This window comes from Amycolatopsis sp. NPDC059235, from assembly GCF_042754125.1.
GTDB classification, from domain to species: Bacteria; Actinomycetota; Actinomycetes; order Mycobacteriales; family Pseudonocardiaceae; genus Amycolatopsis; species Amycolatopsis albidoflava.
The window spans coordinates 116,532-129,466 of record NZ_JBHZAG010000005.1 but is presented as its reverse complement, the minus strand read 5'-3'; the positions used below and the strand labels follow the sequence as shown (position 1 = coordinate 129,466).

The following is a 12,935-nucleotide window of genomic DNA, read 5'->3' as shown; positions in this document are numbered from 1 at the left end:
GGGCAGAATTCAGACGGTGGCAGGTTGTTCGTCGCCGACAGGATTGGCTCGTGAGCGGCGAAGGCGTTGGCGGCTGGAGGCTAAGCCGCGGCCACTGCAGTCTGGGGTGAACAGATCCAGCGGTGTGCTGGTGAGGGTTCGGCGGAGCTTGATGGCAGCGGGCTCGATAGCAGTGGGCTCGGGTGGCGCGGGAACCGTGCGTGCGGGCGGGGCCGGCTCGACAGGCGGCTCTTGCACGCGGAGCGTGCGGAGGGCTCGTCGCTGGTGGAAAGGTTCTCCAGATAGGGCGGTGGCCTTGCCTCGGGGCGCACGTGAGACGGCGGTCGGAGCCTCGGGCCTCGGGTCCGGGCACAGCCAGGGACCGTTAGCCGTTTAGTGGCGAATCGCGTTGACCAGGGTTCCAACAGCAGCGGACCCGAGATTTCATGGGTTGAAGCCGTCTAGCCGAGACGAGGGAAGGGGCCCGCGCACCACGCGCGAGCCCCTTCCCTCGAAAGCAAACCGGAACAGCAGGATCAGCGGTTCGGGTCCCGGACCGCGCCGGTGTCGGCCGACGTGGCCATCCGGGCGTAGGCCCGCAGTGCCGCGGTGATCGGGCGCTGCCGGTCCTTCGGCTGCCACGGATTTTCCGAAGCGTCCATCTTCGCCCGTCGTTCGGCCAGGACCTCGGGTTCGACCAGCAGCTCAAGCCGGCGCTCGTGGACGTCCAGGACGATCTGGTCGCCGTTCTCCACCAGGCCGATCAGTCCGCCCGCGGCGGCTTCCGGGGAGATGTGGCCGACCGAGATGCCCGAGGAGCCGCCGGAGAACCGGCCGTCGGTGATCAGGGCGCATTTCTTGCCGAGGCCGGAGCCCTTGAGGAACGCCGTCGGGTGCAGCATTTCCTGCATGCCGGGACCGCCTGCCGGGCCCTCGTAGCGGATGACCAGCACCTCGCCCGGCTGGATCTCCTTCTTGAGGATCGCCGAGACGGCCTCCTCCTGGCTTTCCAACACCCGCGCCGGGCCCTGGAAGTGCCACAGGTCCTCGTCGATTCCCGCGGACTTGATCACGGCGCCGTTCTCGGCCAGGTTGCCGCGCAGGATCGCGAGGCCGCCGTCCTTCGTGTAGGCGTGTTCGACGTCGCGGATGCAGCCGCCCGCAGCGTCGGTGTCCAGGGACGACCAGCGGTTTTCCGTCGAGAACGCCTTCGTGGTCCGGACCCCGCCCGGCGCGGCGTGGAACAGCTCCACCGCCCTCTCCGACGGAGACTCGGCGCGCACGTCCCACTCGTTCAGCCACGTGGCGATGTCCGGCGCGTGGACCGCGTGCACATCGGTGTTCAGCAGCCCGCCGCGGTACAGCTCGCCCAGGATGGCGGGGATTCCGCCGGCCCGGTGGACGTCTTCCATGTGGTAATCGGAGTTCGGCGCGACCTTCGACAGGCACGGCACCCGCCGCCCGATGGCGTCGATGTCGCTGATCGTGAAGTCGACCTCGCCCTCCTGCGCGGCGGCGAGGATGTGCAGCACGGTGTTCGTCGACCCGCCCATGGCCATGTCGAGCGCCATCGCGTTCTCGAACGCCTCCTTCGTGGCGATCGAACGCGGCAACGCCGACTCGTCGTCATCGCCGTACCAGCGCTTGCACAGCTCAACCACCGTGCGTCCGGCGTTGGAGAACAGGTCTCGCCGGGCGGCGTGCGTCGCGAGCGTGGAACCGTTGCCCGGCAACGACAAACCCAGCGCTTCGGTGAGGCAGTTCATCGAGTTCGCGGTGAACATGCCGGAGCACGAACCGCAGGTCGGGCAGGCGGAGCGTTCGACTTCGGACAGTCCGGCCTCGTCGATCGCCGAGTTCGCCGACGCCGCGATGGTGGTGATCAGGTCGGTCGGAGCGTGCGCGACGCCTTCGACGACCACCGCCTTGCCTGCCTCCATCGGACCGCCGGAGACGAACACGGTCGGGATGTTGAGCCGCATCGCGGCGTTGAGCATGCCCGGCGTGATCTTGTCACAGTTGGAGATGCACACCAGCGCGTCGGCCTGGTGCGCGTTGACCATGTACTCCACCGAGTCGGCGATGATCTCGCGCGAGGGCAGCGAGTAGAGCATGCCCGAGTGGCCCATCGCGATGCCGTCGTCGACCGCGATCGTGTGGAACTCGCGCGCGATGCCGCCGGCTTCGGCGACCGCCTCGGCGACGATCTCGCCGAGGTCCTTGAGGTGCACGTGGCCGGGCACGAACTGGGTGTAGGAGTTGGCGATCGCGACGATCGGCTTGCCGAAATCGCTGTCGGTCATTCCGGTCGCACGCCACAGCGAGCGTGCGCCCGCCGCGTTGCGACCGTGGGTGGTGGTCCGGGAACGGAGGTGCGGCACGGCATTCTCCCAGGTCAGAAGGCTGAGCCAGGCGGAGGGGAACTACGGCTCCGCAAACTGGTCCTACCAATTCTACTCGGCTGGTTTGCCGTTGCCTCCGCCGGTCCGTTCCGCGTCGGCGGCGGGCTCCGGTTCGACGGGCTCCGGAGCGGCTTCCGGAGCGGCTTCCGGAACAGGTTCCGGAACAGATTCGGAAGCGGGCTCCGGGGCGGGTTCGGGAGAGGCCTCCGACGACGTCTCAGCGGCCGGTTTCCGCCCGGTGAGCTCCTCGTCGCTCAGCACGCCCGACGGGTCCTTGATCTTGCCCTCGCTGACCAGTGCCAGTACCGGAAGATGCCGCGTCCGCACCGTGGGAAGGCCGACCTGGGTGTCGTCGCCGAGAACCGCGCGCACGCGGGCCTTGTTCGTGATCGCCAGGCCCTTCAGCGACGACCACGGCAGGTCGCGCTGTCCGAAAACCGTCCGGATCTGCAGGCCTTCGCGCGTCGCGACGGTGCGCGTGCGCGCGACGAACACGAGCAGCGCGAGCGGGAAGACATACAGCCACTGGAATCCGCCGATCTCGCCCAGTGCGATGGGTGTCACACAGACGGTCAGCAGACCGATCGCGAGATACGCCGTGGTCGGGATCCGGAACACGGCCTTCCGGCCCTCGTCCGCACGCTGGTCCTGCTGTTTCTTGGCCACGCAGGAATGGTGCACCGGTGCCGGGAGTGACCTGCGTCCGGGTCGTGCGGGAGCAGTACTGGCCGTCCACGATGCGGAATCGCCGTCCCGCAGAGTTGACACTCGCCCGGGCGCGCGACTAACGTCGGGGCCGTGATTACGCAGACCGGTCTCGTACTTCCTCAGCGCGCCGACGCTTAGGAAGAGTCCTCTGCGTCGACGCGCGACCCTCGTGCGACCTTACGGTCGGCGGGGGTTTTTTGTTGCGTGAAACCGGTTCCCCGACCGGAAGTACGGCCCAGACAACCCGAACGAGTGACACCGAGAACCCACGAGGCAGAACCGATGACCAGTGCCACGTCGCGCAGCGACGCGAAGCCCGGGCCGACCGCGCCCGGTGTCCCAGGAGCACGTCCGAAGCCCGCCCCGCCGGCGGGTACGCCGGTGCGCGTCACCGGCGCGCAGTCGCTCGTCCGCTCTCTCGAGGCGGTCGGCGCGGAGGTCGTGTTCGGCATTCCGGGTGGCACCATCCTTCCCGCCTACGACCCGTTGCTCGACTCGACGAAGGTCCGGCACGTTCTCGTCCGCCACGAACAGGGCGCCGGGCACGCCGCCACCGGCTACGCGCAGGCGACCGGCAAGGTCGGCGTGTGCATGGCGACCTCGGGTCCCGGCGCCACGAACCTCGTCACCCCGCTGGCCGACGCCAACATGGACTCTGTTCCGGTCGTCGCCATCACCGGGCAGCAGTCGCGCGGCCTGATCGGCACCGACGCGTTCCAGGAAGCCGACATCTGCGGCATCACCATGCCGATCACCAAGCACAACTTCCTCGTCACCGACCCGGCGGAGATCCCGCGGGCGATCGCCGAGGCGTTCCACCTGGCCGCGACCGGACGACCCGGCCCGGTGCTGGTGGACATCCCCAAGGACGTGCTGCAGGAGATGACCTCGTTCTCCTGGCCGCCCGAACTGCGTCTGCCCGGCTACCGCCCGACGCTGCGGCCGCACGGCAAGCAGGTCCGCGAAGCCGCGAAGCTGATCGCGCAGGCGCAGCGGCCGGTGCTGTACGTCGGCGGCGGCGTGATCAAGGCCGAGGCATCCGAGCAGCTGCTCGAGCTGGCCGAGCTGACCGGCATTCCGGTCGCGACCACGCTGATGGCGCGCGGCGCGTTCCCCGACTCGCACCGTCAGCACGTCGGCATGCCCGGCATGCACGGGTCGGTCGCCGCGGTCGCTTCGATGCAGCGCGCCGATCTGCTGGTCGCGCTCGGCGCCCGGTTCGACGACCGGGTCACCGGGCAGCTGTCGTCGTTCGCGCCGGACGCGAAGATCGTCCACGCGGACATCGACCCGGCTGAGATCTCCAAGAACCGCAAGGCGGATGTGCCGATCGTCGGCGACTGCAAGGAGATCATCGGCGAGCTGATCGACGCGGTGAAGACCGAGTTCGAGCGTGACCGTCCCGACCTGAGCGACTGGTGGACCCAGGTCGACTCGTGGCGCGACGACTACCCGTCGGGCTACGAATGGCCCGACGACGGTTCGCTGTCGCCGCAGTACGTCATCGAGCGGATCGGCGAGCTGGTCGGCCCGGACGCGGTGTACGCCGCGGGCGTCGGGCAGCACCAGATGTGGGCCGCGCAGTTCGTGAAGTACGAGAAGCCGCGTACCTGGATCAACTCCGGCGGCCTCGGCACCATGGGCTTCGCCGTCCCGGCCGCGATGGGCGCGCAGTTCGGCCTGCCGGACACGCAGGTGTGGGCGATCGACGGCGACGGCTGCTTCCAGATGACCAATCAGGAGCTCGCCACGTGCGCCATCGAGGGCGCGCCGATCAAGGTCGCTGTGATCAACAACGGCAACCTGGGCATGGTCCGCCAGTGGCAGAACCTGTTCTACTCCGAGCGGTACTCCAACACCGACCTCGGCACGCACAAGCACCGCATCCCGGATTTCACGCTGCTGGCCGAGGCGCTCGGCTGCGCGGGCCTGCGCTGCGAGGCCAAGGAGGACGTCGACGCGACGATCCGGCGCGCGATGGAGATCAACGACCGCCCCGTCGTGATCGATTTCGTCGTGGGGAAGGATGCCCAGGTGTGGCCGATGGTCGCCGCGGGCACCGGGAACGACGAGATCATGGCCGTGCGCGGCATCCGGCCGCTGTTCGACGACGACGAGGTTTCGCAGGAAGCCGCCGAGGCCGCTGAGGCCGCTGCCGCGGAGGGAGAGCAAGCATGACTGTCCACACGCTGAGCGTGCTGGTCGAGAACAAGCCCGGTGTGCTCGCCCGGGTCTCCGGACTGTTCTCCCGCCGCGGCTTCAACATCGAGTCCCTTGCTGTCGGGCCCACGGAGAACCCCGAGGTGTCCCGGATGACGATCGTGGTCGCCGTTGAGGAGCTACCGCTCGAACAGGTGACCAAACAGCTCAACAAGCTGGTGAATGTGATCAAGATCGTCGAGCTGGAAGCAGGCAGCGCGGTGCAGCGCGAACTGCTCCTCGTCAAGGTCAGGGCCGACGCCACCGTGCGCAGCCAGGTCCTCGAGACCGTCCAGCTCTTCCGCGCCAAGGTGGTGGACGTCTCGCCGGAGGCGCTCACCGTCGAGGCGACCGGGACGTCGGACAAGATCGGCGCGCTGCTGCGGATGCTGGAGCCGTACGGCATCCGCGAACTCGTCCAGTCCGGCATGGTCGCGGTGGGCCGCGGGGCCCGCTCGATCACCGCCGCTTCTCCCCGCTGAACCAAAGATTTCGTGCAAGTACGGAAGGAAGTAGTACCCCCCATGGCAGTGGAAATCTTCTACGACGACGACGCCGACCTGTCGATCATCCAGGGTCGCAAGGTCGCCGTGATCGGCTACGGCAGCCAGGGCCACGCGCACTCGCTCAGCCTGCGCGACTCGGGCGTCGACGTCCGCATCGGCCTGCAGGAGGGGTCCAAGTCCCGGGCGAAGGCCGAGGAGCAGGGCCTGCGCGTGCTGTCGGTCGCCGAGGCGGCCGCCGAGGCCGACGTGATCATGATCCTCGCGCCGGACACGAAGCAGCGCTTCATCTACGACGAGCACATCGCGCCGAACCTCAAGGACGGCGACGCGCTCTTCTTCGGCCACGGCTTCAACATCCGGTACGACCTGATCAAGCCGCCGGGAGGCGTCGACGTCGCGATGGTCGCCCCGAAGGGCCCTGGTCACCTGGTCCGCCGCCAGTTCGTGGACGGCAAGGGCGTGCCCTGCCTGATCGCGGTCGAGCAGGACGCTTCGGGCAACGCCCAGGCGCTCGCGCTGTCCTACGCCGCGGCGATCGGCGGCGCGCGGGCCGGCGTCATCAAGACGACCTTCACCGAGGAGACCGAGACCGACCTCTTCGGCGAGCAGGCCGTGCTGTGCGGCGGCGCGTCCGCGCTGGTGCAGACCGGTTTCGAGGTGCTCACCGAGGCCGGCTACGCCCCGGAGATCGCCTACTTCGAGGTGCTGCACGAGCTGAAGCTGATCGTCGACCTCATGTACGAGGGCGGCATCGCGCGCCAGCGCTACTCCATCTCCGACACCGCCGAGTACGGCGACCTCACCCGCGGCCCGCGTGTCATCTCGCCGGCCGTCAAGGAGGAGATGAAGAAGATCCTGGGCGAGATCCAGGACGGCACCTTCGCCCGCGAGTGGGTCGCCGAGGACGAGGCCGGCCGGCCGAACTTCACGAAGCTCGAGGAGCAGGGCAACCAGCACCCGATCGAGACGACCGGCAAGAAGCTGCGCGACCTGATGTCGTGGGTGGACCGGCCGATCACCGAGACCGCCTGACCCGGTATCTCAGGAGGAGGCCCCGTCGTCCGTTCGCCGGACGGCGGGGCCTCTTTTTCGTTCCGAGGCGGTGCCGCCGAACGGCGGATACGCTGTGCCGATGAGCCGCCCGACCGACGACAAGGCGCACATCAGGCACGAACTCGACCTGACCGGCGCGACCTGGATCCGCGCCGAACCGGCGGGCGTGACCCTGGAGCATTGCGCGGAGTACGCGTTCGTCCCGCATTCGGACGGGGTGACCTACGTGGCCATCCGGCAGCCGACGGATCCGGACGGGGCGGTGCTGGTGTTCACGCCTTCGGAATGGGACGCGTTCACGCGCGGGGTTCGGGACGGCGAGTTCGAGTTGCCGGGGGAGTCGTAGGTCTTCGCTTTTGCTGGGGCTTTCTGACTGGCGTATCGGCCTGATTTGCTGGTGGACGGCTGTTGCCGTTTAGTGGCGAATCCGAGGTCCGCGGTGTGATTGCCCAGGTCAGAGGCTTGGTTTGAACGCATCTTCGCGGGCGAGCGTGGACGGGTCCGGCCGGCCAGGATCAGACGGCTCCGAGCGTCGCGATGAGTTCGATGACCTGGTAGGCCGTGGGGAAATCCGGTGCCTGGTAGCGCAGGGTGCAGCCGTCGGCGAGTTCCATTCCCGGCACCAGCAGCGCGTGTTCGGTCATGCGAGGCCGATGTACCTGGACTTCCAGCTGGACCAGACCGTCAAAGCGCAGCGGCCGGACGTCCTCGCGACCGGCCAGCGCCTCGGGCACGGCGTGCTCGATACGGTCGCAGGCCTCGTCGGGATGCAGCATCGCCGCCGAGAGAGCACCCAGCGCGCGTTTGACCACTACTGAGCGGATGCCCGGCGCTACCTCGGCCGCCTCGGTCGCGACGGTGTCATCGCCGCTTACCAGCACGGGCGGTGCGCCGTAGTGCGCCGCGAGCGCGGTGTTCAAGCCGAGTTCGCCCAAGGAGCGGCCGTTGCAGCGCACGTCCGCGACGGTCCCGCCGGAGATGGTGTGCGCCATGACCGAACGGGGCGTGCCGGCTTTGCCGTGATAGCCGATGAACAGCACAGCGTCCGTCTCTTCGGCCAATCCCGCCATCATCCCGCCGGGCTTGGGCGTGCCGCGGAGCAACTCGACACGTCGGTCCAGCAGTTCGGGCAGGAGGTTCCGGAAGCTCGCGTGCGCCTCGGTGACCTGTACCTGTGCGGCGGCGTCGAAGGCGTAGATCCCTCGGACTGCGGCGTTGGCCTCCGCGGTGAGCAGCTTGCGGTTGCGCTCGTACTCGCTGTGCCCGGGAATGACCTCTTCGCCGTGGACCACCCCGGCGATTCCCTCCATGTCGACCGAGACGAGCACCCGCATCTCCATCACACCTTCCTCGGTGCCACCCGGCCAGAGATGCCACCTTATCGAGCGATTGGAGTGATCAGTTTGTCTCGCCGGGGTGGGTTCTCGCGCCCGTGAATCCGGGGTTGACCAGGGATTAGCCGATTCGCGGCGAATCTGCCTCTGCCGGTCCAGAGCGTGTCCCGGCGGATTCGCCACCAGGAGGCAACGCGGCCGCTGCCGGTCTGTCCGGGCAGACCAGGCTGGCCGGGCTGGCTGTCAGGACGGCAGGAAGATCGCCGCTGCCGCGTCCGCGAGTGCTTCAGGACTCGGCGAATCCGACTCGGTTTGAGCCAGGTGCTGTAGCCCGAGAATGGCCGCATAAGCGACTCGCGCCCGGTTCGCCGCTTGGTCCGGCGGGAGGCCAAGCTCGCGGTAAGTGCTGGTCAGAAAGTTGAGCCGAGCTTGGTTGACGCGGCTGACCGCTTCCTTGACCCGAGGGTCGTTGCGGTCGCCGAGCAGGCTCAGGTGCACCGACGGCGCTAGCGGTTGGACGGAGCGCACGACGGCAGTGAGCAGTTCGCGCAGCCGTTGCCCCGGATCGGCGATCGCGGCGTATTCGGCGAGTCCCGCTTCGCCGTGGTTTCGCCACCAATCGGCGAGAGCCGCGGTGATGAGCTCATCCCGGTTGCGGAAGTGCGCGTAAAAGCTGCCCTTGGTCACGCCGAGCGTCCGCGCGAGCGGCTCGACTCCGACCGCGGCCAGCCCGCCGTCCGCGATCGCCTTCAGCGCGGCCCGCGTCCAGTCCTGGGCGGACAGCCGGGGCGAGTCGTTCACCATGCGCGGAGGATACGCCACCGTATTGACGGCTCGCGCTGCGCTGGATACGGTGGAGTATCAATACGCACCCGTATCCATACGCTGCCGTACTGAGGGGCGATCGAAATGGCACACCCGAAGGTTCGCCGAGTAGTCACCGGACACGACTCCGACGGCAAGTCCCGCGTGGTCGCCGACGGTTCCGTCGAACCGATCACTTCCGATCTGATGCCCGGCTGCGCGGTCTACCGGCTATGGGGCCGGGACGAACGGCCGGTGTTTCCGGACGACGGCTCGCCGCTTCGCGCCGAGGCGTACTACCCGCCGCGAGACGGTTCGCGGTTCATGATCAACACCATCGCGCCCGGCGAGCTGACACCGTCGCCGGATGCCGACCTGACTGCCGCCTGGGAAAAGCTGGAGTCCCAAGCACCGGGCGCAGCCGCCGCGATGGAACCCGAGGCGCCGGGCATGCACACCACCGACAGCCTCGATTACGTCCTGATCGTCTCGGGCGAGGTCACGGTGGAACTGGACGACGGAGACCAGACGGTTTTGCGGGCAGGCGATGTCCTCGTTCAGAACGGCACGCGGCACGCCTGGCGAAACCACGGTGCCGAACCGTGCACGATCGTCGGCGTCGCTGTCGGCGCGGATCGGGCTGAGACCGGGTTTCGCCGCTGAGCGGCGACGGCCCACTTCGCCGATCTTTTGCCCGCCGGGTTTGACATTGACATCGTGACAAGGTCTTCACTGGTCGACGGAGGTGATCCCGATGAACTCGACACAGATGAATTCCCAGCTCACGCGGCTGATCGAGGCGTTGGGCGCCGGGGACTCGTCGACGCGGCTGCAAGTTGCGCTGAAGATCGGAACGCACCCGGACGGCCCTGGTCTCGTCGAGGCGCTCGTCGCACGGTGCTCGATCGAGCCGGACTTTTTCGTGCGCGACATGCTCACCTGGGCGTTGACCCGGTTCCCGGCGGAGGACACGGTGCCGCGGCTTCTCGACGAACTGCGGTCCCCGGTCGCGCAGGCCCGGAGCCAGTCGCTGCACACGTTGTCCAAGATCGGCGACCGGAACGTGTGGCCAGCGATCACCCGATCGTTGCTGCGCGACGCCGACGACGAGGTCGCGAGAAGCGCCTGGCGGGCGGCTGTCGTCCTCGTGCCCGACGAGGACAAGGCCGGACTGGCCGCGGAACTGACGACACAACTCGGCCGCGGCGACCGGACACTGCAGCTCAGCCTCAGCCGGGCGCTGGTCGCGCTCGGCACCGTGATCGAGCCGGCATTGGAGGCCGCGTTGAAGAGCACCGACCAGGCCGTTCGGGCACACGCCGTCGCCACTGAGCGGCTGCTTCGTGACCCGGACACCGGTTTCGACCAGGCCGTGGACGAGGCGAAACGGATCGTCGCGCTCGGTCCGGAGCGGGCTCGGGAAACCGCGTGCTGATCGGCGAGGTCGCCCGCCGCTCGGGGGTGAGTACCCGGATGCTCCGGCACTACGACGCCCTCGGGCTGGTGCGGCCGACCGGCCGCACCGTGGGCGGCTATCGCGAATACTCCGCGGACGACATTCGCCGGATCTTCCACGTGGAGAGCCTCCGGTCGCTCGGGATGTCGCTGCGGCAGATCGGCCGGGCGCTGGAGGATCCCGCATTCGTGCCGGCGGAGCTGGTCGGCGACCTGATCCGGCGGACCGAAGACCGGCTCAAGCGGGAGCAGGAACTGCTCGACCGGCTCCGTGCGGTCGATGCCTCGGCACCCTCCGGGTGGGAGGGTGCCTTGCGCATCGTCGAGCTGCTGCGCGGGCTCAATTCACCTGGTGCCGCTCGCCGGCAGCAGACCGTTTTGGCTCCCGCCGACGACGTGCCGGTCCCCGCCGAGGTTCTGGCCAGAGCAGTTCTCGCCGAATCCGATCCGAACGTCGCCGGTGCCTTGCGATGGGCTCTTGCTCGGACCGGTGGCGACATAGTGGCGAATGTGGCGTCCGGTCTTCGCTCGGAGAACGCCGAGATCCGCCGGCGCGCGATCCTGGCGCTCATCGAGTTGCCCGGCGACGAGGCGACTGCGGTGTTGATGGACGCGCTCGCTGGCTCGGATGCTGTGGTCCGTCGGCATGCGGCGCTCGCTTTGGGAGCGCGTGGTGCCGAGGAGGCTGTGCCGACGCTTGTCGAAATGGTCGTTGAGGGGCGAAACGACGTCGAGGCGGCTGAGGTTCTGGGCGCGCTGGCGGATGGGGGTGTGGATGGCATTGTCGGCGCGTTGGCCGATGCGGCAGCGAAGCATCCTGCGGATTCCGCGGTGCGGATCCGGTTGACGCAGGCGCTTGCGGAGATGCCGGGGACTCTTGCGCTGGGGGCGTTGCGGTTGTTGGCGGGGGATGGGGATCCGGCGGTGGCGTTGGTGGCTTCGGCGCTTGTGAAGGTTGTTGAGGAGCGAGGTGGCGCTGGTGAGGCCTTCGGAAGCACCTAGGCCTTTGCTCGCGCTTGGCTTGCGGAGTTTCGGGCGTCGGTGCTGTTCAGAGGCATTTGCCGTTTAATGGCGAAAGCTGTTGCCGGGCGCGTTGTCGTTCAGCGGCGACTGGGCGTGGCCGGGTTGGGCGGTGGCTTGCGGGATGAATTGCCGTTGGTTGGCGAAAGCCGCCGGGATGGGTTGCCGCCAGGCAACGGGGGCGGGGATTCGCCGTCTAGCGGCGAGAGTTGTGGGGACGCGGCTGAGTAGCGAGAGCTGCGATGGCGGGCGTTGCCGCTTCGCGGCGAGGGTTGGGCTGAGTTCTTCCTGCGCCTTAGCCGGGAGCCGGTGATGGATGATGCCGCTGAATGGCGACGGTGGTTTCCGCGGTCGGTTGGCAATTGCCCTGCGATGTGAAGCCGAGCGGCGGTTAAAAGGTGAGGCTGTGTTGAACCACCGCTGTGCGATTGCGGTGTCCCGGCGCTGGTGAGGATGTTGCCGTTCAGCGGCGACTGGGGTGCTGGAGTGGCCAGGGCGTCTGGCATTGGCCGAGGCGTTGCCGTTGAACGGCGACACCGTGGAGGAGTTGCCGCTATCCGGCGACGCGGGCGATCAGTTCCGGTAGACGGCCGGTTGCTGCGGCCAGGGCGAGGTGGTCGCCGTAGTCGCGGGATTCGACGATCTGGCCGTCGCGGACGCGCATGGCGAAGATGTTGTTCACCTCGAACGCCGCCCTGGCGCTGGTTTCGCCTACGTAGGTCGACTCGCCGATGATGACTTCTGGGTCGGTGCTCAGGTGGAGTACCAAGTCAGTCACTTCGATGTGAAGGGCTAGCGCGGCGCCGGCGGCGAAGTGGGCGCGCAGGTCGTCTCGGGTGCGGAGGGTGGGCGCGCCTGGCAGGAACGGGTGTCGGATATCGGTTTTTGCCGCATAGAGGTCGGGGAGTTCGGACCAGCGTCCGTCGGCGACTCCGAAGACGACTCGTTGGAATACGCCTTCGCGGCTGTCCGGGGAGAAAAGTTCAGCCGGGCGCGGTGCGAGGGGGCGAGGTTCGTAAGCGGGCGCTTGGGCATACGCCTCGGCCAGGCCGGTGGTCGCGTTTTGGATGGCGGCCAGGCGTAGGTAGTCGTGATAGTCGCGGGTGTGGGTGAGGAGTCCGTCGCGGGCGCGGAGGACTTGGATGTTGGCCGTTTCGGTCGTCTGGCCGGTTTTCCTCGACTCTGCGGTGTACTGGTATTCGGCGACGATGACCTCGGGGTCGGCGGTCTCGTGGATGGTCACGTCGTGGCGTTTCAGACGGAGGGTTTGGCCAAGGCCGCTGACGAAACGGTCGTGTAGGGCGGCGCGGCCTTCCAGCCGACCGGGCCTGGGTACCGCGGTGGGGTGTTCTACGAGGGTGTCTTCGGCGTAGAGCTGGGCGAGGTCGGCGAAGCGGCCGTCGGTGATTCCGGTGGAGAGCTCGTCGAACAGGTCGCGTGGGGTGCGCATGAGGGCCTCCGCGGGGCGTTGAGTT

The 12,935-nt window shown here is 68.2% G+C and carries 12 protein-coding genes; 7 read left to right on the top strand and 5 right to left on the bottom strand.

Going from position 1 to position 12,935, the window contains the following annotated elements; all coding sequences use genetic code 11:
- Positions 1-515: 515 nt before the first annotated feature.
- On the bottom strand, positions 516-2,360 hold the full coding sequence (gene ilvD / locus ACFXI3_RS05295; protein ID WP_378398188.1) for a dihydroxy-acid dehydratase: 1,845 nt from the start codon (positions 2,358-2,360) through the stop codon (positions 516-518).
- A 72-nt stretch (positions 2,361-2,432) separates the two neighbouring features.
- Positions 2,433-3,047 (bottom strand): PH domain-containing protein, encoded by a 615-nt coding sequence (locus ACFXI3_RS05290; protein ID WP_378398186.1) that lies wholly within the window; start codon positions 3,045-3,047, stop codon positions 2,433-2,435.
- A gap of 324 nt (positions 3,048-3,371) precedes the next feature.
- Here ACFXI3_RS05290 and ACFXI3_RS05285 point away from each other — a divergent pair, with 324 nt between their 5' ends.
- From ACFXI3_RS05285 to ACFXI3_RS05270, 4 genes are all read left to right on the top strand, one after another.
- Complete coding sequence (locus ACFXI3_RS05285; RefSeq protein WP_370939660.1) at positions 3,372-5,267, top strand: acetolactate synthase large subunit; 1,896 nt, start codon at positions 3,372-3,374, stop codon at positions 5,265-5,267.
- The gene (gene ilvN, locus ACFXI3_RS05280; protein ID WP_009074017.1) at positions 5,264-5,770 is read left to right on the top strand and encodes an acetolactate synthase small subunit; all 507 of its coding nucleotides are present in this window, start codon (positions 5,264-5,266) and stop codon (positions 5,768-5,770) included. The genes ACFXI3_RS05285 and ilvN overlap by 4 nt, the downstream gene beginning before the upstream one ends.
- A gap of 42 nt (positions 5,771-5,812) precedes the next feature.
- Positions 5,813-6,826, top strand: a complete 1,014-nt coding sequence (gene ilvC, locus ACFXI3_RS05275; RefSeq protein WP_344285574.1) for a ketol-acid reductoisomerase — start codon at positions 5,813-5,815, stop codon at positions 6,824-6,826.
- A 100-nt stretch (positions 6,827-6,926) separates the two neighbouring features.
- The gene (locus ACFXI3_RS05270; RefSeq protein WP_009074021.1) at positions 6,927-7,193 is read left to right on the top strand and encodes a DUF397 domain-containing protein; all 267 of its coding nucleotides are present in this window, start codon (positions 6,927-6,929) and stop codon (positions 7,191-7,193) included.
- 169 nt (positions 7,194-7,362) lie between these two features.
- On the opposite strand, the gene ACFXI3_RS05265 is transcribed toward ACFXI3_RS05270, so the two are convergent.
- Complete coding sequence (locus tag ACFXI3_RS05265; RefSeq protein WP_378398183.1) at positions 7,363-8,187, bottom strand: M55 family metallopeptidase; 825 nt, start codon at positions 8,185-8,187, stop codon at positions 7,363-7,365.
- Positions 8,188-8,424: 237 nt separating this feature from the next.
- Positions 8,425-8,985, bottom strand: a complete 561-nt coding sequence (locus tag ACFXI3_RS05260; RefSeq protein WP_344285580.1) for a TetR/AcrR family transcriptional regulator — start codon at positions 8,983-8,985, stop codon at positions 8,425-8,427.
- Between the two features lie 105 nt (positions 8,986-9,090).
- Between ACFXI3_RS05260 and ACFXI3_RS05255 the strand changes: the two genes are divergently transcribed.
- The 3 genes from ACFXI3_RS05255 (at position 9,091) to ACFXI3_RS05245 (ending at position 11,442) form a co-directional block, all read left to right on the top strand.
- Complete coding sequence (locus ACFXI3_RS05255) at positions 9,091-9,648, top strand: cupin domain-containing protein (RefSeq protein ID WP_378398182.1); 558 nt, start codon at positions 9,091-9,093, stop codon at positions 9,646-9,648.
- A gap of 91 nt (positions 9,649-9,739) precedes the next feature.
- The gene (locus ACFXI3_RS05250) at positions 9,740-10,420 is read left to right on the top strand and encodes a HEAT repeat domain-containing protein (RefSeq protein WP_378398180.1); all 681 of its coding nucleotides are present in this window, start codon (positions 9,740-9,742) and stop codon (positions 10,418-10,420) included.
- The gene (locus tag ACFXI3_RS05245) at positions 10,414-11,442 is read left to right on the top strand and encodes a HEAT repeat domain-containing protein (RefSeq protein WP_378398178.1); all 1,029 of its coding nucleotides are present in this window, start codon (positions 10,414-10,416) and stop codon (positions 11,440-11,442) included. The genes ACFXI3_RS05250 and ACFXI3_RS05245 overlap by 7 nt, the downstream gene beginning before the upstream one ends.
- A gap of 571 nt (positions 11,443-12,013) precedes the next feature.
- Here the strand turns inward: ACFXI3_RS05245 and ACFXI3_RS05240 are convergent.
- Positions 12,014-12,910: a nuclear transport factor 2 family protein gene (locus ACFXI3_RS05240; protein WP_378398176.1), complete on the bottom strand. Its 897-nt coding sequence runs from the start codon at positions 12,908-12,910 to the stop codon at positions 12,014-12,016.
- Positions 12,911-12,935: the final 25 nt, after the last annotated feature.